Origin of the sequence: Bradyrhizobium sp. 192, from assembly GCF_023100965.1 — a bacterium.
Classification (GTDB): domain Bacteria; phylum Pseudomonadota; class Alphaproteobacteria; order Rhizobiales; family Xanthobacteraceae; genus Bradyrhizobium; species Bradyrhizobium symbiodeficiens.
In genome coordinates, this window is record NZ_CP064690.1 from 3,521,969 (window position 1) to 3,540,308 (window position 18,340).

Annotated in this window: 18 protein-coding genes; 11 read left to right on the forward strand and 7 right to left on the reverse strand. The window is 65.7% G+C overall.

The genetic code is table 11. The features are described 5' to 3' along the window. Positions 1–3: 3 nt before the first annotated feature. Entirely contained in the window at positions 4–417 is a 414-nt protein-coding gene (locus IVB24_RS16005) for a Zn-ribbon domain-containing OB-fold protein (RefSeq protein WP_027533987.1), read from the reverse strand. Between the two features lie 178 nt (positions 418–595). Between IVB24_RS16005 and IVB24_RS16010 the strand changes: the two genes are divergently transcribed. The 5 genes from IVB24_RS16010 (at position 596) to IVB24_RS16030 (ending at position 5,507) form a co-directional block, all read left to right on the forward strand. Then, positions 596–1,945, forward strand: coding sequence for an amidase (locus tag IVB24_RS16010; RefSeq protein WP_247773659.1), 1,350 nt, complete (start codon positions 596–598; stop codon positions 1,943–1,945). Beyond that, entirely contained in the window at positions 1,938–2,624 is a 687-nt protein-coding gene (locus IVB24_RS16015; protein ID WP_140477919.1) for a DUF2848 domain-containing protein, read from the forward strand. Before IVB24_RS16010 ends, IVB24_RS16015 begins: the two co-directional genes overlap by 8 nt. A 177-nt stretch (positions 2,625–2,801) precedes the next feature. Continuing rightward, positions 2,802–3,548 (forward strand): 2OG-Fe(II) oxygenase, encoded by a 747-nt coding sequence (locus IVB24_RS16020; protein WP_247773660.1) that lies wholly within the window; start codon positions 2,802–2,804, stop codon positions 3,546–3,548. A 9-nt stretch (positions 3,549–3,557) separates the two neighbouring features. After that, positions 3,558–4,211: a DNA oxidative demethylase AlkB gene (alkB, locus tag IVB24_RS16025; protein WP_247773662.1), complete on the forward strand. Its 654-nt coding sequence runs from the start codon at positions 3,558–3,560 to the stop codon at positions 4,209–4,211. A gap of 54 nt (positions 4,212–4,265) precedes the next feature. Then, complete coding sequence (locus IVB24_RS16030; RefSeq protein ID WP_247773663.1) at positions 4,266–5,507, forward strand: MFS transporter; 1,242 nt, start codon at positions 4,266–4,268, stop codon at positions 5,505–5,507. Here IVB24_RS16030 and IVB24_RS16035 read toward each other — a convergent pair. The 6 genes from IVB24_RS16035 to hpaH form a co-directional block, all read right to left on the reverse strand. Further along, complete coding sequence (locus IVB24_RS16035; protein WP_247773664.1) at positions 5,485–7,113, reverse strand: thiamine pyrophosphate-dependent enzyme; 1,629 nt, start codon at positions 7,111–7,113, stop codon at positions 5,485–5,487. The genes IVB24_RS16030 and IVB24_RS16035 overlap by 23 nt on opposite strands. A 25-nt stretch (positions 7,114–7,138) precedes the next feature. Then, positions 7,139–8,008, reverse strand: a complete 870-nt coding sequence (locus tag IVB24_RS16040; protein ID WP_247773666.1) for a fumarylacetoacetate hydrolase family protein — start codon at positions 8,006–8,008, stop codon at positions 7,139–7,141. Between the two features lie 3 nt (positions 8,009–8,011). Next, the gene (gene hpaD / locus IVB24_RS16045) at positions 8,012–8,995 is read right to left on the reverse strand and encodes a 3,4-dihydroxyphenylacetate 2,3-dioxygenase (protein WP_247773668.1); all 984 of its coding nucleotides are present in this window, start codon (positions 8,993–8,995) and stop codon (positions 8,012–8,014) included. 129 nt (positions 8,996–9,124) lie between these two features. Further along, positions 9,125–10,663, reverse strand: a complete 1,539-nt coding sequence (hpaE, locus tag IVB24_RS16050; protein WP_247773670.1) for a 5-carboxymethyl-2-hydroxymuconate semialdehyde dehydrogenase — start codon at positions 10,661–10,663, stop codon at positions 9,125–9,127. Further along, positions 10,656–11,054 (reverse strand): 5-carboxymethyl-2-hydroxymuconate Delta-isomerase, encoded by a 399-nt coding sequence (locus IVB24_RS16055; protein WP_247773672.1) that lies wholly within the window; start codon positions 11,052–11,054, stop codon positions 10,656–10,658. Before IVB24_RS16055 ends, hpaE begins: the two co-directional genes overlap by 8 nt. A gap of 33 nt (positions 11,055–11,087) precedes the next feature. After that, positions 11,088–11,894, reverse strand: a complete 807-nt coding sequence (gene hpaH / locus IVB24_RS16060) for a 2-oxo-hept-4-ene-1,7-dioate hydratase (protein ID WP_094975257.1) — start codon at positions 11,892–11,894, stop codon at positions 11,088–11,090. Between the two features lie 111 nt (positions 11,895–12,005). Here hpaH and hpaR point away from each other — a divergent pair, with 111 nt between their 5' ends. The 6 genes from hpaR to IVB24_RS16090 all read left to right on the forward strand — a co-directional run bounded on the left by hpaR (position 12,006) and on the right by IVB24_RS16090 (position 18,315). Continuing rightward, positions 12,006–12,548: a homoprotocatechuate degradation operon regulator HpaR gene (hpaR, locus tag IVB24_RS16065; RefSeq protein ID WP_094975256.1), complete on the forward strand. Its 543-nt coding sequence runs from the start codon at positions 12,006–12,008 to the stop codon at positions 12,546–12,548. Positions 12,549–12,703: 155 nt separating this feature from the next. Next, positions 12,704–13,789 (forward strand): malate/lactate/ureidoglycolate dehydrogenase, encoded by a 1,086-nt coding sequence (locus IVB24_RS16070; RefSeq protein ID WP_247773673.1) that lies wholly within the window; start codon positions 12,704–12,706, stop codon positions 13,787–13,789. 142 nt (positions 13,790–13,931) lie between these two features. Next, the gene (locus IVB24_RS16075) at positions 13,932–14,708 is read left to right on the forward strand and encodes an aldolase/citrate lyase family protein (protein ID WP_094975254.1); all 777 of its coding nucleotides are present in this window, start codon (positions 13,932–13,934) and stop codon (positions 14,706–14,708) included. A gap of 98 nt (positions 14,709–14,806) precedes the next feature. Beyond that, the gene (locus IVB24_RS16080) at positions 14,807–16,330 is read left to right on the forward strand and encodes an altronate dehydratase family protein (RefSeq protein WP_247773674.1); all 1,524 of its coding nucleotides are present in this window, start codon (positions 14,807–14,809) and stop codon (positions 16,328–16,330) included. Positions 16,331–16,511: 181 nt separating this feature from the next. Beyond that, positions 16,512–17,033 (forward strand): PAS domain-containing protein, encoded by a 522-nt coding sequence (locus tag IVB24_RS16085; RefSeq protein WP_094975252.1) that lies wholly within the window; start codon positions 16,512–16,514, stop codon positions 17,031–17,033. After that, positions 17,011–18,315, forward strand: a complete 1,305-nt coding sequence (locus tag IVB24_RS16090) for a methyl-accepting chemotaxis protein (RefSeq protein WP_247773677.1) — start codon at positions 17,011–17,013, stop codon at positions 18,313–18,315. Before IVB24_RS16085 ends, IVB24_RS16090 begins: the two co-directional genes overlap by 23 nt. Positions 18,316–18,340 lie beyond the last annotated feature (25 nt).

Genomic DNA, 18,340 nt, shown 5'->3' on the forward strand with positions numbered 1-18,340 from the left:
GGCCTATCCCTTCGCCGGACGGAACACGGGGAGGGTGATCTTGTCGTCGAGCGCCTCGAAGGCGACTTCAAGCTTCATGTCGAGCTCGAGCGCCTCGGGCGTCTGCGGGCAGTCGATGATGTTGCTCATCATCCGCGGCCCCTCGGCAAGCTCGACCACCGCGATTGCATAAGGCGGCGTGAAGCCGGGCGCGGCCGGACGGTGGTTGATCACGTAGCTGTAGAGGAAGCCCTTGCCGCTCGCCTTGAAGACGGAGACCTTGCGCGAGGCGCAGGACGGGCAGAACGGGCGCGGCGGGAAATAGACATGCGCGCAGGCGTCGCAGCGCTGCAGGCGCAATTCGCCGGCTTTGGTGCCGTCCCAGAAATGCTGGGTCTCCGGCGTCGGTTTCGGTCGCGCGCGCTGCGGTTCGGCCATGTCGGCAGCTCCTCCCAAAGGTTCAGGCTCGAGCCCGCCCGTTTCGATCTTGATGCGACAATCGACCATGGTGCGTCAACGGTCCAGCAATACGCATGCATGCCATCATGCGCACAATGCTTGTGTCGAACTGAGGCAGCGCTATAGATTGCGCGCGACAATATTCCGTGAGACAGACATGCCCGAATTCCCGACACTGGCGAAGCTCGCCGAAGACCTCGAAAGCGGCCGCACCACCGCCCGCAAGCTGGTCGAAGCCTGCATCGCCAAAATCGCCGATCCCGCCGGGGAGGGCCAGCGCACCTTCCTCCATGTCGACAAGGACGCCGCGCTCGCCGCGGCGGACGCGATGGACGGCTTGCGCAAGGCCAAGGCGGCGCCGTCGCGCTATGCCGGCATCCCGGTCTCGATCAAGGACCTGTTCGACATCACGGGCCAGGTGACGCGCGCCGGCTCCCGAGCCCTCGACGATTCCTCGCCGGCCGAGCAGGATGCCGCGACGGTGGCGCGGCTGCGCAGGGCCGGCTTTGTCGTGATCGGGCGCACCAACATGACCGAGTTCGCCTATTCCGGCATCGGCATCAATCCGCATTACGGCACTCCGAAGGGAGCCTGGAACCGGACGGTGGGACATGTGCCCGGCGGCTCGTCCTCGGGCGCGGCGGTGTCTGTGCTGGACGGCATGGCGCATGGGGCGCTCGGCACCGACACCGGCGGCTCCTGCCGGATTCCGGCGGCCTACAACGGCATCGTCGGCTACAAGCCGACGCAGCGGCGCGTGCCGCTCGACGGCGCGGTGCCGCTGTCGTTCTCGCTCGACAGCATCGGGCCGCTGGCACGATCGGTCAGTTGCTGTGCCATACTCGATGCCGTGCTCGCCAATGAGCCGATTGCCCCGCTGAAGCCGCGTCCGATCCAGGGCATGCGGCTGGCGGTGCCGACCACGATCGCGCTCGACGATCTCGACGCAGAGGTGGCCGAGACGTTCGAACGCGCCCTGAAGACGCTTTCCGACCACGGCGCGATCATCGAGCGCATCGAGATGGCGGAGTTCCACGACATCGGGCCGATGAACGCCAAGGGCGGCTTTGCGGCCTCCGAGAGCTACGCCTGGCATCGCTATCTCATCACGGCGAAGGGCGACGTCTACGATCCCCGCGTCTCCGTGCGGATCATGCGCGGCGAGACGCAGAGTGCGGCCGACTACATCGATCTCCTCAACGAGCGCCGCTCGCTGATCGCTCGCGTCAACGCGCGCATCGCGCCCTATGATGCGCTGGTGCTGCCGACCACCGCCAACACGCCGCCGAAGATCGCCGATCTCGCCGACGACAAGGCGTTCACCAGGGAGAATCTGCGCGCATTGCGCAATTGCACCCTGATCAACATGATCGATGGCTGCGCCATCTCGCTGCCCGCGCATCGCGAGGGCGAAATTCCCGTCGGCCTGATGTTGGCCGGTGCGGGCGGCACCGACCGCCGCATCTTCGAACTTGCTGCCGGCATGGAGGCCGTCATTCGTGTTTGACCTCACTTTCACCGTCGACGCCCAAGACACCACCACGCCGCTGACGCTTGCGATCGACCAGATGGTCATCGCCGGCTGGACCGGCCGCGATCCGGTCGCCCGCGACAAGCACATCAAAGAGCTGCAGGAGATGGGCATCGCCCCGCCGGCCTCGACGCCGATCTACTATCGCGGCGCGGCGCGGCGGCTGACCCAGGAAGACAGCATCGAATGCACCGGCGGCGACTCGTCGGGTGAGGTCGAGTTCGTGCTGATCGGCTGGCAGGGCCGCATCTTCGTCGGCTGCGGCTCCGACCATACCGATCGCAAGGTTGAGGCCTACAACGTCACGGTGTCCAAGCAGATGTGCGACAAGCCGATCGCCTCCACGCTGTGGGAGCTGGAGGACGTCATCGGCCATTGGGACAAGATGATCCTGCGCTCCTATGCCACCATCAAGGGCGAGCGCGTGCTCTACCAGGAGGGCACGCTGGACGCGATGCTGCCGGTCGCCGATCTCATCGCGCGCGGCTTCGAAGGCGGCAAATTCCCCGACGGCTGCGCCATGTTCGGCGGCACGTTCGCGGCGAAGGGCGGCATCCGCCCGGCGGAGCGATTCGACTTCGAGCTGGAAGATCCCGTGCTGAAGCGGACGATCAGGCACGGGTATGACGTGACGACGCTGCCGGTGCGGGGCTAGGTCCAGCCGGAAATCGGGTGGTCGTCGTCGCTACGATCTGCCAAACATTATCCGTCATTCCGGGGCGCGCCTCTTGGCGCGAGCCCGGAATCCATCGTGCAGCAGAACCGGTGGAGGAACGGATTCCGGGCTCGCGACTGCGTCGCGCCCCGGAATGACGAAAGGATGGATATCGCTATGGCAATCGCGAGACGTGCTCCTGCAATCGATGAAGCGATTAACCCCGCCGCCCATATCGACGCCCTCGACTGGCCCGAGATCTCCGCCGAACTCGACTCTCAAGGCTGCGCGGTCCTGAAGGGCCTGTTGACGCCGGACCAATGCCGCGAGATTGCCGCGCTCTATCCGGACGATGCGCATTTCCGCAGCCGCATTGTCATGGGCCGGCATGGCTTCGGCCGCGGCGAGTACCAATACTTCTCCTATCCGCTGCCCGATCTGATCGCGCAATTGCGGCCGGCGCTGTACGTGCATCTTCAAGGCGTCGCCAATCGCTGGAACGAGGCGATGGGGATCGACATCCGTTATCCCCCTGCGCATGCAGCGTTCCTCGAGCGCTGCCACGAGGCCGGCCAGACACGACCAACACCGCTGCTGCTGCAATACGACGCCGGCGATTACAATTGCCTGCATCAGGATCTCTACGGCGAGCATGTGTTCCCGCTCCAGGTTGCGATCCTGCTCTCCGAGCCCGGCCGCGACTTCACCGGCGGCGAATTCGTGCTGACCGAGCAGCGGCCGCGCATGCAGTCCCGCGCCGAGGTGGTGCCACTGGCGCAGGGTGACGCCGTCGCATTCGCTGTGCATCACCGCCCGGTGCAGGGGACACGCGGCACGTATCGCGTTAATCTACGCCATGGCGTCAGCAGGATCAGGTCCGGCCGGCGCCATACGCTGGGTGTGATCTTTCACGATGCCAAATGAGCGCTGCGATTGACGGCTGATCTGTTCGATAGCGTTGCCGAGGCGCAGCCGTCGCGCGAGGAGATCGCCGACGGCGCCGTGCTGCTGCGCGGCTTCGTCAAGCCGATCGAGACCGAGCTGATCGCCGCCGTGCGCGCCATCGTGGCGCAGTCGCCTTTCCGGCGCATGACCACGCCCGGCGGTCATCTGATGTCGGTGGCGATGACCAATTGCGGCGAGCGCGGCTGGATCACCGATCATACCGGCTATCGCTATGACCCGATCGATCCGCGAACAGGCGCGCCCTGGCCGGCGATGCCGCCCGTGCTCCGGGATCTGGCCCGCCGCGCGGCAGAGCAGGGCGGCTTTCAAGACTTCGCGCCCGATGCCTGCCTCGTCAACCGCTACGAGCCCGGCACGCGGCTGTCGCTGCATCAGGACAAGGACGAGCTGGATTATTCGGCGCCGATCGTCTCGGTCTCGCTTGGATTGCCCGCGACCTTCCTGTTCGGCGGCATGGCGCGCGCCGACAAGCCGCGCCGCTTCCGGCTGGTGCATGGCGATGTCGTGGTCTGGGGCGGGGCCAGCAGGCTCGCCTATCACGGCGTCGCGCCACTTGCCGACGGCGAGCATCCGCTGCTCGGCCGCAAGCGGATCAATTTGACCTTCCGCCGCACGCGCTGAAGCGTTTCCTCGCAGCTCTCGCTCGTCTAAGGTTCCCGCGGGGGAGATAGCGACATGACGACGACACAAGTCTCGGCCGGGACTGCGACGGCCAATCGCATCGGCCTTTACCTGGCCGTGCTGCAACTGGTGTTCACGCTGGGCTGGACCACCTACGTCATCTATCTGCCGAAGCTCGCGGCCGAGGTCGGCATCGCGCCGTCCGCCGTCATCCTCATCCTGATGCTGGACCAGGCGATCTTCACCATCGCCGATACGGCGATGGGGATCGCCGCGGACCGGCTTGCGCCCTATGTCGGCAGGCTTGGCTTGTTCGTCGGGCTGGTGGCCGCGATCTCCTGCGGCGCGTTCGTCGCGATGCCCTTCGTGGCCGGCGTCGGCGCGGCAGCGCAGGTCTGGCTCATCGCGCTGATCGTGGTCTGGTCGGTCACCTCGTCTGCCCTGCGCGCGCCGCCGCTGACCCTGCTCGGCAAATACCGTTCGAAGCCGCAGGTGCCGTTCCTCGCGGCGCTGGCGATGCTCGGCTACGGCGTTGCCGGCGCGGTCTCGCCCTATCTCGGCGTCGTGCTGCGGGATCACGATGCGCGGCTGCCGTTCGTGATCTCCGGCGTCGTGTTGCTGCTCACGGCGCTCGCCCTGTCGCGGATTGAGCATGACGTGGCGCGTGATACCTCGCCGCCGGCGCCGGCCGAGGCGGCCAAGCCGCTGGGCTTCGTGCCGATCGTCTTCATCGTCGCGATGGTGGCTCTGGCGCTCGGCTATCAGTTGCACTTCGCCATGAACAGCGCGCCGTTCTACCTGCGCTTCGCCAAGTCCGACGATTTGCAATGGCTGATGCCGGTGTTCTGGATCGGCTTCAACATCGCGATGTTTCCGGCTAGCCTCGTCGTCAAGCACCGCGGCGGCCTGATCGTGATGGGCGCCGCCGGATTGCTCGGTGCGGTCGCGATCGCGGCGGCGGAGCTTGCCGGCAGCCTCAATACGCTGATCGCGGCGCAGTTCCTCGCCGGCGCCGCCTGGGGCTGCATGCTCATGAGCGCGATCTCGGCCGCGCTTGCGATTGGCTCGACCGGCGCGGAGGGCAAGGTCACGGGCCTCGTGTTCTCCGCGCTGGCGCTCGGCACCTTCGCGCGGATGGCGGCGGTCGCCGGTGGCCTGCAGAAGATCCCTGACTATGCGCCGCTATTGCACTGGGCCCCGGTCGCCTGCTGGTCGGTCGCAGGCGCAGGCCTGCTGGTGATCGCGGCTGCGCGGCTACAGGGAGCGCCGGGCCTCAAGGCTTCGGCGGATGGATGAACGCCCACGGGCTCACTTCGGAATCCCGCGCCACTTCCACCGAGATCAGGTATGGCCCGCTGTGGCTAAGCGCCTTCTCCATCGCTGACTTGAACTGATCCGGTGCCGTCACGCGCGCCGCCGCAACGCCGAAGGACTCCGCGAGCTTGACGAAATCGGGATTGACGAGGTCGGAGGCGACCACGCGGCCGTCGAAGCGTTCGCGCTGGTCGCGGCGGACATTGCCGTAGGCGTTGTTGTTGAACACCAGCGTCACCACGCCGATGTTGAACTGCACGGCGGTTGACAACTCCTGCACGCCGAACATGAAGCCGCCGTCGCCGGTGATCGCGACCACCGGCTTGTCGGGATTGGCGACCTTGGCCCCGAGCGCGGTCGGGAAGCCCGAGCCGAGCGTGCCCTGATAGCCCGAGGTGATGAAGGTGCGCGGCTGGTAGACCGGAAAGCCGTACCAGGAGGCGAAGCCGAATTGCGACAATTCATCGGTCACGATCGCATTCGCCGGCAGCACCTCGCGCAGGATGTCGAGATAGGCCATCTGCGGCTGGATGCGCTGGATCTCGGCTTGCGCGGTCGCGGTGGCCTGGCGGATGTCCTCCCGCCGGCCCCGGGTCCGCGCATAGCCGGCCTTCTTCACGGCCGCGACGAGATCGGCCGTTCCGGCCTGAGCATCGGCGACGATGGCGGTGTCAACGACCACCCGGCGCATCTCGACCGGATCGATGTCGATGCGAATGGATTTCAATCCGCTCGGTTGATAGGGCCAGCGGAAGCCCGATGCCGGCAGCTCCGCGCGCGTACCGATCGCGATCATCAGATCGGTTGTCGGCCACAGCTTGTAGGCGGCCGCCATGGTCAGCCCGAGCTCGTGCGCATTGGAGACGATGCCGCGGCCGCTGCGGAAGGCGACCACGGGCGCATCGATCATCTCGGCGAGCTCGAGGATCTCCTCGCCGGCCTCAATCGCGCCGCTGCCGACGAAGATCATCGGTGCCTTGCTCGCCTTGATCAGCGCCGCCGCCTGCTTCACGAGATCGGGATCGGGCTGCGGGGCGGGCAGCGGCTCCAGCACTTGCGCCGCGGCCGTGTCCGCGCGCTGGGTAAAGACGTCCCAAGGCATCTCGACCGAGGCGGGGCCGCGCCGTCCCGACATCATCTCCTGGAAGGCGCGCGCCACGGTGGTCGGTGCATTGCCGGGATATTCGATCCGGTCGGCCCATTTCACATAGGTGCGCAGGGTCGCAAGCTGGTCCGGCATCTCGTGCAGATGGCCGCGGCCCTTGCCGAGGAATTGCGTCGGCACCTGCCCGGTGACGCACAGCACCGGCTCGTTGCAGCCGAACGCGGTGAGCAGCGCGGCGCTGGCATTGAGCACGCCGGGGCCGGGCACCACGCTGAACACGCCGGGCCTGCCGCTGGAGCGCGCATAGCCGAACGCCATGTAGCCGCAGGCCTGTTCGTGCCGGGCGCCGATCACCTTGAGCTGGGCCTGATGGAAGGCGTCGAACAAGCCGTAGACCTGCGCGCCGGGCAGACCGAACACGGTGTCGATGCCATGGGCGACAAGCCCGCTTACGATCGCTTCGCCGCCGGTGAGGGTGGTCATTGCACTATTCCACTTCGATGGTTGTTCAGGCTTCGTCGACGACGCCGTTGCGCAGCGTGCCGATGCCTTCGGCCGCGACCTCGACGACGTCGCCGGGCTTCAGGTACCGCGGCGGATCGAACCGGGCACCGGCGCCGGTCGGCGTGCCCGTGACGATGATATCGCCGGGGACGAGCGTTGCGAAGGCGGAGATATAGTTGATGAGAGTGCGGAACGGAAACATCAGCCGGCTGGTGCGGTCGTCCTGCCTGAGCTCGCCGTTGACTTGCGTGGTCAGCCTGATGTCGGCGACCTGAGATTCCCTGACGTAAGGTACCAGCCAGGGGCCGAGGCTGCCGCTGGAATCAAAATTCTTGCCCTGGGTGACGTTGAACTTGGCGTGGCGCAGCCAGTCGCGCACCGAGCCTTCGTTGCAGAGCGTGAGCGCGGCGATGTGGTCAAGCGCGCTGCTTTCGGGGATGTGCCGGCCCGCCTTGCCGATCACCAGCACGATCTCGCCTTCATAGTCAAGCTGCGCGGAGGCGCGCGGGCGCACCAGCGGCGTGTCGTGGCCGACGAAGGAGCGGGGCGAGCGCATGAACATGCTCGGGTATTTCGGCGCGTCCTGACCATCCTTGTACTCGGCGTTACGATCAGGGTAGTTGACGCCGATGCAGATGATCTTCTCCGGCGCGGGCACCGGCGGCAGCCAGGTGATGTCATCGAACGCGTGGTCCGGTGTGCGACCCGCGGCTTCCTCGGCAAGGCTCACGAGCTTGCCGGCCGCGATCACCTCGCGCAGCGTCGGATAGTCCTTGGCGTAACGTGCGGAAAGGTCGACGATGCCGCCCTCCAGGACGGCACCGAAGCTGACATCACCCTTGACGGAATAGGTGGCGAGGCGTGGAAGCTTCATTGCTCAATCCGCCACCAGCACGTCGGCCACGAATTTCGGCTCGCGCACGGCCTGGCCTGCGAACGGCGAGCCCTGCTCGAACCAGGAACGCGGGGCAGGGGCGCCCCACAGCGTCTGGCGGCGCGGATCGCGCAGCGACCAGCGCAGCGGCTCATGGTCGTAATCGCCGGTGAAGTAATCGCTGGTGTAGAGCTCGAGGCGGTGTCCATCAGGGTCGCGCACATAGAGGAAAAACGCATTCGAGATGCCGTGGCGTCCCGGGCCGCGCTCGATGTTCTTGACGAAGCCTTGCGAGGCCATGACGTCGCAGAGATGGATGATGTTCATCGCCGTCGGCGTCCAATAGGCGAAATGGTGCAGGCGAGGACCCTTGCCGTTGGTGATGGCGAAGTCGTGCACATTGCCCTTGCGATGCATCCAGGCGGCCGCGATGCGCCCGTTCGGTCCATCCTCCTCGGCGTATTCGGTGAGGCGGAAGCCGAGCCGCGCGTAGAACTCGACCGTGTCCTGCACCTCGGCGGCGAAGACGTTGAAATGATCGAGCCGCTGCGGGTGGCAGCCCCTGTAGAGATCATAGCGGCGCAAGAGATGCGGTCGACGGTCCATCGACGCATAGAGCTCGATCTGGAAGCCGAAGGGATCGGTGAATTGCAGGGTACGGCCCTGGAACGGCTGATCGACGAAGGCGTATCCGAGGCCGTTCTCGGACAGGAAGGCGGCAGCCTTGTCGAGGTCTCCGTCGTTGCCGACCTTGAAGCCGAGCCGCGCGCAAGCGGGCACCGCGGCTTTCCGCAGCACCAGCGAGTGATGCTGATGCTCCTCGGCGGCACGCAGGTAGACGACGTTGTCGTCGGCGTCCTCGACATGCAGGCCGACGGTGGTCTCGTAGAACTCGCGGCTCAGCTTCAGATCGGTCACGTCGAGCACGACGTGGCTGGAGCGGATGATGTTGAATGGCGGCTCGAAGACGTGTTGCGGTACGGGCATTGGCGTTTTCCCCTCTCGGTCCCTGTCATTCCGGGGCGCGCGAAGCGCGAGCCCGGAATCCATTCCTCGACGAACTCTGCTGCGCGATGGATTCCGGGTTCGATGCTACGCATCGCCCCGGAAAGACGATCAGATTCCCAGTTTCTGAATCTTGTGCGTGCCCCGCGCCAGCGAGACGTGCTTGGTTTCCATGTAGAAGTCGAACGAGTAATCGCCGCCGTCGCGACCGATGCCGGAGGCCTTCATGCCGCCGAACGGCGTCGGCAGATGGCGCACGTTTTCCGAGTTGAGCCAGATCATCCCGGCCTCGAGCGCATCGGCGACGCGGAGCGCACGGCCGACGTCGTTGGTCCAGACATAGCCGGTCAGGCCATAGCGGATGTCGTTGGCGATCTCGATGGCTTCAGCTTCGTCCCTGAAGGGCAGCACGGTGAGGAACGGGCCGAACACCTCCTCCTGGGCAACGCGCATCTTGCCGTGCGCGCCGGTGACCAGGGTGGGCTCGACATAATGTCCGCCGCCCGGGCCGTCATGGGCCTTGCCACCAACGGCGATCACGGCGCCGTCCTGGCGCGCGACGTCGAAATAGGAGCAGACCTTTGCCAGATGGCGTTCGTGGATCAGTGGTCCGATCTCGGTGGCGGGATCGAGGGGATGGCCGACCTTCAGCGCCTTCACGCGCGCGGTGAGCTTCTCCGTGAACTTGTCCGCGATGCTGGCGTGAACCAGGAGGCGGCTCGATGACGTGCAGCGCTCGCCGTTGAGCGAGTAGATCATGAACACGACGGCATCGAGCGCGCGGTCGAGATCGGCGTCGTCGAACACGATCACGGGATTCTTGCCGCCGAGCTCGAAATGCACGCGCTTCAGCGTCGGCGCGCCCTGCACCATGATCGCCGAGCCCGTCGCGCTCTCGCCGACGAAGCCGATCGCCTTGATCGCGGGATGCTCGGTCAGCGCCTTGCCGGCCTCTTCGCCGAAGCCGTGGACGGTGTTGAGCACGCCGTCGGGAACGCCGGCCTGCTTGACGAGCTTGCCGAGCATGTCCGCGGTGACCGGCGACCACTCCGCCGGCTTGTGCACGACCGTGCACCCCGCAGCGAGGGCAGGGGCGATCTTCCAGGTCGAGAGCATGAACGGCGTGTTCCACGGCGTGATCACGCCGACCGGGCCGATCGGCACGCGCGTCGAGATGTTCCAATGCTCGTCGCTCGGCGTGTTGAGGCCGTCGCGCGCTTCCGCGCATTTGTCGGCAAAGAAGCGGAAATTCTCGGCGGCGCGGATCGCGGCCTTGGCCATGAAGCGATAGGCCTGGCCGGTGTCGATGCATTCGAGCACCGCGATGTCCTCGGCATTGTCCTCGATCGCGTCGGCGACGCGGTGCAGCAGCTTCTTCCGCATCGCCGGGCCCATGTCGCGCCAGGACTTGAAGGCGAGCGCCGCGGCCGTTGCGGCGCGGTCGATGTCCTCGGCAGTGCCGCGCGCGACGCTCGCGAGCGTCGTGCCGTCGACCGGCGACTTCGTCTCGAAGGTCTCGCCGGAGATCGAGGCAACGGTCTTGCCGTCGATCATGTGGCCGATGCCCTCAGTGCGCAGCTTCTTCAGCAGCGGTGCGACGCGGTCGCGGTTGGCCTGGAACACATCGGCTTTCGGGCTGGTCTTATCCATGGGCGGATTCCACTTTCAGGGCGTCGTGGATGTTGTTGCGCTTCCAGCTGGTGTCCTTGTCGTTGATCTGCATGTCGAACGACAAAGCGAATTTGCTGGCGGCGAAGACGGGATCGAGATGGCGGGAGAGTGCCTGGAAGACGTGCTCGCCGGCCTGCTGGCGCGTCTTTAGATCGCGGCCCTCGCCGATGCGCAGCACCATGTCGAGAAAGCCATAGTCGTTCCGCGCGTCGGCGATCGCATAGTGCTCGCACCTGATGGCGCGGACGCGGATGCCGCCGAGCGGAAAGATTCCGGTCTCGACCGCCGCCTTGCGCACGATCTCGCACACCGCCGCGATGTCGAGGCGGCCGTCGAGATTGGCCGAATATTCGATCGTGAAATGCGGCATCGCGGTTTCACTCCCTGTATTTTCTTAAGCGCCTCAAGCGAAGTAGCAGCTCACCGAGCCGTAGGCGCCATAATCGGCTTGAATTGTGTCGCCCTTGCGGGTCTCGATCGGACGGATGAAGGAGCCGGCAAGCACGACCTGTCCGGGCTCCAGCGCAAGGCCGAGCGGCGCGATCTTGTTGGCGAGCCAGGCCACGGCGGTCGCCGGGTGATTGAGCACGCCGGCTGCAAGGCCAGTCTCCTCGAGCTGGCCGTTCCGAAAGCACAGCGCGCCGATCCAGCGCAAGTCTGCGTCCAACGGCCGGATCGGCCGTCCGCCGAGCACGATGCCGGCATTCGCCGCATTGTCGGCGATGGTGTCGAAGATCTTTCGCGTCGCCTTCGTCCTGGGATCGACGCGCTCGATCCGCGTGTCCAGAATCTCCAGCGCGGGAACCACGAAGTCGGTAGCATTGAGCACGTCGAACAGCGTGCTATCAGGCCCTGCGAGCCGCTTGCTCATGACGAAGGCGAGTTCGGCCTCGACCCGCGTGGCGATGAAGCGCCCGGTCGGAATGATGCCGCCATCGGCGAAGAACATGTCGTCGAGCAGCACGCCGGAATCCGGCTCGTCGATGTCAAGCGCGCTCTGCATCGCCTTCGAGGTCAGGCCGATCTTGTGGCCCTTGACGATGCGCCCCTCGGCGATCTTGACGTCGACCCAGGCCTTCTGAATCGCGTAGGCGTCGGCGATGGTGATGCCGGGGAAATCCTGCGACAGCTGCCGGATCTGCACGCGGGTCTTCTCCGCTTGGTGCAGACGCCTCGCGCAAGCTTGGATATCGTCGTTGGAAAGCGCCATTTGTGATCTTACAAATTGGGGTGCCGGAAGATACTTAACATGTTAAGTGAATGCGTCAAACACAATTCCGGCTTGCTGCACTGCAAACGTCTTGCGGTTTGAAAGGGCATCATGGTGAAGAGACCGGCTGATCCAGCCAACGGAAGCGCGCCTGCCGCAGGACCTATCGCAAGGCCTGCCGCAAGGCAGGTGCCGATGCGCGATTTCTCGCGCTCCCTGCCGATGTCGCTGCTGCGGGCCCGCGAAGCGGTGATGCGACAATTTCGCCCCTCCCTGCGCGAGCACGGCTTGACCGAGCAGCAATGGCGCATCCTGCGTGCACTGGCCGCGATCGACGCGGTCGAGGTCACGGAACTCGCGCGCACGGCGTTCCTGCTCGGGCCGAGCCTGTCGCGCATCCTGCGCGATCTCGAGGCGCGCAACCTGATCGAGCGCAAGACGGCCAAGGCGGACCAGCGCCGCAGCATGGTCTCGATCTCGAAAGAGGGCGTGAAGCTGATGGCCTCGGTGGCGCCGAATTCGGAGGCGATCTATGCCGAGATCACGCGACGGTTCGGTGCACGCAAGCTCGCGGAGTTGCAGGAGATGCTCGGCGCGCTCGAACTGAGTCTTGCAGAGCTTGGCGGCGCCGAGGAGGCAAGTGCCGAGGAGTGAATGCTGATATGCGCGAGCGTGCGGCAACGGCCATGGACATCCGCTGATTTGTTCGCTCAAACTGCCGCCCAAGCCGATCGATGCAAAATCGGCACCGGGACGGAGAACGCCGCGTCGAGCGCGCTCCGCCGGAACGAGGAGGCGCGCGGACTTTCATGGTCACCATTCAGGTTCAGAGGCTGATCGACTTCGTCACCGAAGTCTTCGCGCATGCGCAGTCCTCGCCGGAAGAGGCGAAGCGGATCGCGACCTATCTCACGACGGCCAATCTGACGGGCCATGACAGCCACGGCGTGATCCGCGTTCCCGTCTACATCCGCTGGCAGAAGACCGGCATGGTCGTGCCCAACCAGGCCGCCGAATTGGTGCTGGACACGCCCTCGCTCGCCGTGGTCGACGGTAGGTTCGGCTACGGCCAGACCGTGACGCCGCAGGCGGTCAGGATCGGCATCGAGAAGTGCAGGAAGGCCGGACTTGCCGCGGTCGCACTGCGCAATGCCGGCCATATCGGCCGCGTCGGCGACTGGGCCGAGATGGCTGCCGCCGAAGGCCTCATCTCCGTGCATTTCGTCAATGCCGCGGGCTCGCTGCTGGTGGCGCCATTCGGCGGCGTCGAGAAGCGGCTCTCCACCGCACCATATTGCGTCGGCATCCCCCGCGCGAGCCAGGATCCGATCGTGCTGGACTTTGCGACCTCTGTCGTGGCCGAGGGCAAGGTGCTGGTGGCAAGCCGCGGCGGCAAGAAGCTGCCGAAGGGGGCGCTGGTCGATTCCGACGGGAGCTTAAGCGAGGATCCGGTCGTGCTCTACGGGCCGTTCACGCCTGATGGGCCGCGCGATCACACCAGGGGAACGGGCGCCATCCGCGCCTTCGGCGAGCACAAGGGCTCGGGCCTTGCCTTCATCTGCGAGCTACTTGGCGGCGCGCTGACCGGAACCGGGGCCACGTCGGGCGGACGGCGCTTTGCCAACGGCATGCTGGCGTTCTATGTCGATCCGAAAGTGGTCGACACCTCCAACCTTTTCGACGGCGAGGTCTCGCGCTATGTCGATTTCATCCGCGCCACCAAGCCGGCGGCCGGGGTCGATCAGGTGCTGATTCCCGGCGATCCCGAGCGGAGAACGAGGGCCGAGCGCACCCAAAACGGCATCCCCTTGCCGGATGACACCTGGGCGGCGATAGTGAACACCGCCCGCGAGGTCGGCGTCAGCGAAGTCAGCATCCAGAGGGCGACCGCATAGGTCTTGCGCCATTGCGAGCGTAGCGCGGCGGCCCGGTTCGCGGTAACAGCGGGATTGTGCTGTCGCGGCGCTCGTCATGGTGACGATGGTCCAAATAACGCGGTCCAAATAAGACGGTCCAAACAACAAGAAGGAAGGCAACGTGGCGAACAAGGTCAAGGAAATCTGGAAGTCGGGCAAGGCCGTGGTCAACGCGTGGCTCGCGATACCCTCCGGCTTCTCGGCCGAGATGATCGCGCAATGCGGCTTCGACAGCGTCACCGTCGACATGCAGCATGGCGTGCAGGATTATCTCTCGATGGTGCAGTGCTTCCAGGCGATGGACAAGCATCCGGTCACGCCCATGGTCCGCGTGCCCTGGAACGAGCCCGGCATCATCGGCAAGGTGCTGGACGGCGGCGCCTATGGCGTGATCTGCCCGATGGTCAACACGGCGCAGGAAGCCAGGAACCTCGTCTCCTATTCGAAATATCCGCCGCAGGGCGTCCGCTCCAACGGCCCGATCCGCGCCGGCATGTACGGTACCGCGGGCTCCTACCAGAAGACCGCGAATGCCGACACCATCCTGCTGCCGATGATGGAGACCAAGACCGCGGTCGAGAACATGGAAGCGATCCTCGACGTCGAGGGCATCGACGGCGTCTATATCGGACCGTCCGACCTCGGCTTCTCCTACGGCCTCGAGCCCAAGCTCGACCGCAGCGAGCCCGAGATCCTCGCGATCTACGAGAAGATCATCAAGGAATGCGGCAAGCGCGGCCTCAACCCGGGCATCCATTGCAGCGGCGCCGAAGGTGCTGCACGCGCCATCAACATGGGCTTCAAGCTGGTGACGCTCTCGAACGAGGTCGGCCTGATGACCACCTACGCCAAGATGCAGGTCAATGCCACCCGCAAGGATTCGGGCGGCAAGGCCTAAGAAACTTGCGAATGGCGAATGGGGAGTAGCGAATAGGGCTACTCCCTTTTTCCATTCGCCACTCACCACTCGCTATTCGCCTCCCAAGGAGACCTCCCATGACCATCAGCCCCGTCATCCGCCTGCATCCCGATGATGGCGTGCTGATCGCGCGCGCCAGCCTGCCGCCGGGAACGGTCGTCGCAGACGGCGTGACCACGGTCGAGCGCATCCCCTCCGGCCACAAGGTCGCGATCAAGCCGATCTCAATGGGCGAGCCTGTCATCCGTTACGGCCAGATCATCGGCTTTGCGACCATCCCGATCGCGCCGGGCCAGCACGTGCACGTGCAGAACATCGGCATGGGCGATTTCGCCAAGGACTATGCCTATTGCGCCGACGTCAAGCCGACGCCCAATTTCGACCTGCCGGCGACCTTCGAGGGCATTCGCCGCCCGGACGGCCGCGTCGCCACGCGCAACTATATCGGCATCCTCACCTCGGTGAACTGCAGCGCGCATGTCGCAAGCCTCGTCGCCGACGTCTTCAAGAAGAACCCCTTCACCGGCGACAATCCGCTGGCCGATTTTCCCAATGTCGACGGCGTGGTCGCGCTGACCCACAAGACCGGCTGCGGCATGACGCAGAGCGAGCCGCTGGCGCTGCTCCGCCGCACGCTCGGCGGTTATGCGCGGCATGTGAACTTCTCGCATGTGATCGTGCTTGGCCTCGGCTGCGAGGTGAACCAGATCGGCGGGCTGATGGAGGAGCAGAAGCTCGCGGGACGCCTGCGCGCCATGGACATCCAGGAGGTCGGCGGCACCCGCAAGACGGTGGAGGCCGGCATCGCCTTCGTGCGCGAGGCGCTGGCGGATTCCAACAAGGTGAGCCGCGAGTCCGTGCCGGTGAGCGAATTGACTGTGGCGCTGCAATGCGGTGGCTCGGACGGTTATTCCGGCGTGTCGGCCAATCCCGCGCTTGGAGCCGCGAGCGATCTCATCGTGCGCCACGGCGGCACCGTGATCCTGTCGGAGACGCCGGAGACCTACGGCGCCGAGCATCTCTTGACGCGCCGCGCCGTCAGCCGCGAGGTCGGCGAGAAGCTGGTCGACCTGATGCGCTGGTGGGACGAATACACGACGCGCGAAGGCGCCGAGATGAACGCCAATCCGAGCCCCGGCAACAAGGCCGGCGGCCTCACCACGATCCTGGAGAAGTCGCTCGGCGCGATGGCGAAGGCGGGCACCACCAATCTCGTCGAGGTACTGCGTTACGCCGAGCCCATCACCAAGAAGGGTTTCGTGTTCATGGACACGCCCGGCTACGATCCGGTCGCGGCGACCGGGCAGGTCGCGGGCGGCGCCAATCTCGTCTGTTTCACCACGGGTCGCGGCAGCGTGTTCGGCTGCAAGCCGGCGCCCTCGATCAAGCTCGCGACCAACACGCCCATGTACAAGCGCATGGAAGACGACATGGACGTCAATTGCGGCACCATCCTCGAAGGCGAGGAGAGCGTCGAGCAATGCGGCCAGCGCATTTTCGATCTCATCCTCAAGACCGCCTCGGGTCAGCCGACCAAGAGCGAGAGCTTCGATTTCGGCGGCGCCGAGTTCGCGCCCTGGGTGCTGGGCGCGACCATGTAACGGCGCGGGCGAGCCTCGCCCGGGAATTTACAGAACGAGCAGGGGACTAAGTAGTCTTACGTAGGTATCCGATGACTGCACGGGTTCCCGCAGTCACGCATGTTTAATGTTTCCTGCCGTATTCCGATAGCATGCGGGCGACTCCTTCGAGGGCGCTGCCCTTCGTGAGGAATCGTCAACGATGACGCATGCGGTACGGCCGACTGGCGTGGAGAATCTCCTCGGTGAGGAGGAGCTGATCGTGTCGAAGACCGATCTCAAGGGCCGCATCACCTACGCCAATGACGTCTTCATCCGCATGGCGAAATATCCCTGGAAGCAGCTGATGGGTGCGCCCCACAGCCTGATCCGCCATCCGGACATGCCGCGCTGCGTCTTCAAGCTGCTGTGGGATACGCTCCAGACCAAGCAGGAAATCTTCGCCTACGTCCTCAATCTCGCGGGAGACGGCAGCCATTATTGGGTGTTCGCCCATGTCACCCCGACGCTCGACGATCGCGGCAACATCACGGGCTATCACTCCAATCGACGCAAACCCGATCCTTCGCCGGTCGAGCGCATCAAGCCGATCTACAAGGCGCTCTGCGCGGAAGAGGCGCGCCACGCCAATGCCAAGGACGGCATGCGTGCAAGCTTCGAAATGATGGTCGGTCTGCTCAAGCAAAACGGTGTCGGCTACGATGAATTTGTGCTCTCTCTCTAAGGCGCAGGCCGCGACCGCCGGCGCGTGTCTTCTCGACACCGCCGCGTTCGTCCTCTCGCTGCTCGGCTGGACCGGAATCGTCAGTGCCGCGCCGCTCGGTGCCGCGATCCTGCTGCTCGGCTACGCGCTCTGGTGCCAGCATCGCACGGCGGTGGCCGTCGATGAGGTGGCCGATGTCTGCCGCAAGGCGGCACGCGGCGATCTCGAAGCGCGGATCCTGAGCGAGCGGCAGGCCGGGCGGATCGGCGCCATCCAGAAATCGGTCAACGACATGCTCGACATCGCCGACGCCTTCGTCCGCGAGGCTTCGGCATCGATGGACTATGCCAGCCGCGGCAAGTATTTCCGCAAGATCCTGGCGCGCGGATTGCCCGGCTCGTTCCGCCGCTCGGCAACCGTCATCAATGCCGGCACCGACAGCCTCGGCCGCCGCGTGGTCGAGATCGCCGGCCTCGCAAAGCAGTTCGGCACACATCTCGACGAAGTCGCAGGCAGCCTGATGAGCGCCGCGACCGACCTCGAATCCGACGCCGGCCAGATGGCGTCCGCGGCGGAGACGACGAACCGCCAGACCTCCGGCATGCGCAGTGCGTCCGATCAGGCCTCGAGCAACGTTGCGACGGTGGCGAGCGCCGCGGAACAACTCGCATCCTCGATCGCGGAGATCAGCCGCCAGGTGGCCGGCTCGACCACGAGCACCGGGCGCGCCGTCGACGAAGCCAATCGTGCCGGCAGCGAGATTCGCAGCCTCGCGGAGGCCGCGATGCGGATCGGCGACGTCGTCAAGCTGATCAGCGAAATCGCCTCGCAGACCAACCTGCTGGCGCTCAACGCCACGATCGAGGCGGCGCGGGCAGGCGAGGCCGGCCGCGGCTTCGCCGTGGTGGCGTCCGAGGTCAAGAGCCTCGCCAACCAGACCGCGAAGGCGACCGAGGAGATCAGCGCCAAGGTCGGCGAGATGCAGCAATCGACCAGCAACTCGGTTGCGGCCGTCGAGGCCATCGCGCAGACCATCGCGGAGATCGACGGCATCACCGCAAGCATTGCGGCCTCGATCGAGCAGCAGGGCTCCGCGACACGCGAGATCGCGCGCAGCGTCCAGGACGCCTCCGCCGGCACCTCGCAGGTGTCCTCGAACGTCACCGGCATCAGCGAAGCCGCAGCCGACACCGGCCGCGTCGCCAGCCGCGTCAACAGCGCCTCCGAGCGCGTCCACGGCGAAGTCGAGACGCTTCGCCGCGAGGTGACGCAGTTCCTGCAGCGGCTGACCTCGGCGGCGTGAGGCGTAGCCCGGATACTTCCTAGGC

Bases quoted from the DNA above. Each gene is read 5' to 3' on its own strand.
- IVB24_RS16055 (WP_247773672.1), bottom strand. From the start codon at position 11,054: ATGCCGCATTTCACGATCGAATATTCGGCCAATCTCGACGGCCGCCTC.
- IVB24_RS16085 (WP_094975252.1), top strand. From the start codon at position 16,512: ATGACGCATGCGGTACGGCCGACTGGCGTGGAGAATCTCCTCGGTGAG.
- IVB24_RS16070 (WP_247773673.1), top strand. From the start codon at position 12,704: ATGGTCACCATTCAGGTTCAGAGGCTGATCGACTTCGTCACCGAAGTC.
- hpaD (WP_247773668.1), bottom strand. From the start codon at position 8,995: ATGCCCGTACCGCAACACGTCTTCGAGCCGCCATTCAACATCATCCGC.
- IVB24_RS16090 (WP_247773677.1), top strand. From the start codon at position 17,011: ATGAATTTGTGCTCTCTCTCTAAGGCGCAGGCCGCGACCGCCGGCGCG.
- hpaH (WP_094975257.1), bottom strand. From the start codon at position 11,894: ATGGCGCTTTCCAACGACGATATCCAAGCTTGCGCGAGGCGTCTGCAC.
- IVB24_RS16020 (WP_247773660.1), top strand. From the start codon at position 2,802: ATGGCAATCGCGAGACGTGCTCCTGCAATCGATGAAGCGATTAACCCC.
- IVB24_RS16005 (WP_027533987.1), bottom strand. From the start codon at position 417: ATGGCCGAACCGCAGCGCGCGCGACCGAAACCGACGCCGGAGACCCAG.
- IVB24_RS16030 (WP_247773663.1), top strand. From the start codon at position 4,266: ATGACGACGACACAAGTCTCGGCCGGGACTGCGACGGCCAATCGCATC.
- hpaE (WP_247773670.1), bottom strand. From the start codon at position 10,663: ATGGATAAGACCAGCCCGAAAGCCGATGTGTTCCAGGCCAACCGCGAC.
- IVB24_RS16035 (WP_247773664.1), bottom strand. From the start codon at position 7,113: ATGACCACCCTCACCGGCGGCGAAGCGATCGTAAGCGGGCTTGTCGCC.
- hpaR (WP_094975256.1), top strand. From the start codon at position 12,006: ATGGTGAAGAGACCGGCTGATCCAGCCAACGGAAGCGCGCCTGCCGCA.
- IVB24_RS16080 (WP_247773674.1), top strand. From the start codon at position 14,807: ATGACCATCAGCCCCGTCATCCGCCTGCATCCCGATGATGGCGTGCTG.
- IVB24_RS16040 (WP_247773666.1), bottom strand. From the start codon at position 8,008: ATGAAGCTTCCACGCCTCGCCACCTATTCCGTCAAGGGTGATGTCAGC.
- IVB24_RS16010 (WP_247773659.1), top strand. From the start codon at position 596: ATGCCCGAATTCCCGACACTGGCGAAGCTCGCCGAAGACCTCGAAAGC.